This is a genomic window from Microcystis sp. M53603_WE2 (assembly GCF_030065435.1).
On record NZ_JASJFF010000884.1, the window covers coordinates 1 to 2,624 of the forward strand.

Annotated in this window: 2 protein-coding genes; both read left to right on the forward strand. The window is 44.1% G+C overall.

What is annotated here, in order from left to right; translation table 11 throughout:
- Window positions 1–127 precede the first annotated feature (127 nt).
- Complete coding sequence (gene secY, locus PX481_RS18790; protein ID WP_002757587.1) at window positions 128–1,447, forward strand: preprotein translocase subunit SecY; 1,320 nt, start codon at window positions 128–130, stop codon at window positions 1,445–1,447.
- A gap of 70 nt (window positions 1,448–1,517) precedes the next feature.
- Complete coding sequence (locus PX481_RS18795) at window positions 1,518–2,084, forward strand: adenylate kinase (protein WP_002757589.1); 567 nt, start codon at window positions 1,518–1,520, stop codon at window positions 2,082–2,084.
- Window positions 2,085–2,624: the final 540 nt, after the last annotated feature.

The following is a 2,624-nucleotide window of genomic DNA, read 5'->3' on the forward strand; positions in this document are numbered from 1 at the left end:
ACACCCAACCCCCAAGACCTGATTGCTATATCATAAGAAAGACAGGGGAAATCTTAAAAAAATCGAGAAAGTTTTCCCCCTCGATTACTTTTTCCCATAAAAAAAACTGCACTAGAGGTAACTGTTAATGGTCGTTAGTCGTGATAAGGCTCCCACGGCACAGGAAACGTTTATGCAAATGGCACAGGCGGCCGGTTTACGCGGTCGCTTGTTGATTACATTGGGTTTACTGATTCTGCTCCGTTTTGGGATGTTTGTACCGATACCTGGTTTGGATCGGGCAAGATTAGCAGAAATTATTCAAGGTAACGCCGCTTTGGGAATCCTTGACCTGTTTACCGGGGGAGGATTATCGACGTTAGGGATTTTTGCCCTCGGCATTCTTCCCTATATCAACGCCTCAATTATCGTGCAACTGCTCACCGCTGCCCTTCCTTCTTTGGAAGATTTACAGAAAAATGAAGGAGAAGCAGGACGGCGGAAAATTGCCCAAATTACCCGTTATATTGCCTTTGGTTGGGCAATTATTCAAAGTATCGGTATTACTCTCGGTTTATTAGTCGCTAACGGCGTTGTGGCTGGAACTTTACCCTCGATCGCTGCTACGGTTCTCGCTTTAGTGGCCGGTTCTATGTTCGTGATGTGGATTTCGGAACTGATTACGGAACGCGGTCTGGGAAATGGAGCATCTTTGCTGATTTTTGTGAATATTGTCGCTGTTTTACCGAAAACCCTCGGTGATACGATTACTTTTGCTCAACAGGGTGGCCGACAAGCGATCGCTCAAGTGGTGATTCTCTTGCTGGTTTTCTTGGTGATGATTATCGGCATTGTTTTTGTTCAGGAAGGAACCCGTCGGATTCCGATTGTTTCTGCCCGTCGTCAGGTGGGTCGTCGTCTCTATCGGGAAAGAACCAGTTATCTACCCCTACGACTCAATCAAGGGGGCGTGATGCCGATTATTTTCGCCTCGGCAGTGTTGGTCTTACCTTTCCAATTGGTGCAAGCTTTACCCACGGATAACCCGGTCGGTCAGGTTTTAGTCCAGTTGGTTAATGCTCTGCGTCCCGATAGTTGGGGTTATGTGGCTTTTTATAGCTTACTAATTCTCGGTTTTAGTTTCTTCTACGCTTCCCTGATCGTTAACCCCAAGGATATGTCCCAAAACCTGAAAAAAATGGGGGCCAGTATTCCGGGGATTCGGCCAGGGACCGCTACTACTAATTATCTGGAAGGGGTGCTGAATCGTCTCACCCTTTTGGGCGCTCTCTTTTTAAGTTTGGTGGCTACTGTGCCGACTGTAGTAGAAAGCGCCACCGGTGTCACCACTTTTCGCGGTTTGGGGGCAACTTCCCTGTTAATTCTGGTGGGGGTGGCGATCGATACTGCGAAACAAATTCAAACCTATGTCATGTCTCAACGCTATGAGGACATGATTAAAAAGTAGTTAGATAGTTAACCAGTGACCTTTTACCGGTTACTGGTTATTTTTTCCCTTAAAACCCTATATTTAATCCATGAGCAAACGGATCGGTGTGATATTTTTGGGACCGCCCGGATCGGGAAAAGGTACTCAAGCGGCAAAATTAGCGGAATCTCTGACGATTCCCCATATTTCTACCGGTGAAATTTTACGTCAAGCAATTACAGAGAAGACAGAACTTGGTCAACAAGCACAAGCTTATGTGGAAAAGGGCGAATTAGTCCCCGATGAGTTGTTATTAGGTTTAATTCAGGAACGTTTAAAACAGCCTGACAGTGCTAAGGGTTGGATTCTTGATGGGTTTCCCCGCACGGTGGCACAGGCGAGCTTTTTAGACGCATTACTGGAAGAATTGGCCGATAGTTACACATTTGTGGTCAATTTGGCTGTACCAGATACGGTCTTAATTGAGCGTCTCATGCAACGGGGTCGTCAAGATGATACTAAAGAAACGATCTCCCGTCGCCTACAGGTTTATATCGACCAAACTGCCCCCGTTTTAGATTATTACGGTCAAAAAGGCACTCTTAACCATATCGACGGTAATCAACCGATGGACGCGGTTACTGCCGCTTTAACAGCAGTTGTCATTCCTGTGTAAAGTTTGTCTCAGTGATCAGTAATCAGTAATCAGTGATCAGTAATCAGTGATCAGTTATCAGTCATCAGTGATCAGTAGGTTGGGTTGAAGCATGAAACCCAACGCCCGCATGGGTTACGCTACCGCTAACCCATCCTACAAATAATTGTGCCTCCCTACTTATACTAAATCCAGTTATTAAAAACTGATTATTTATTCCCTCTTTTGCCTCTTGCATGAGTGCCTGTCCTGATATGTAGCCTATACTCAACGGATTTAGTATTATAAGTTTTTTATATCAAACAGCCGTTAATAGTTGAGCATATTAAAATTTACATTTCGCAATATTTATCTTTTCTTAAGAATTTATTGAAAATAATTCTCATTTGTTTACGAGGTTGCAATACTTCCAGCGATTATGGTATAACTGGACTTCCCCCATACAGAAATACTAAAAAATTAACAAAACCCTTACTGCCTGGAGCTTCTCAGAAAAAATTGAAAAGACGCTACTGGGTACATTTTCCCTTTGAAAATGGCTGTACCGTTGACTGTATCTAG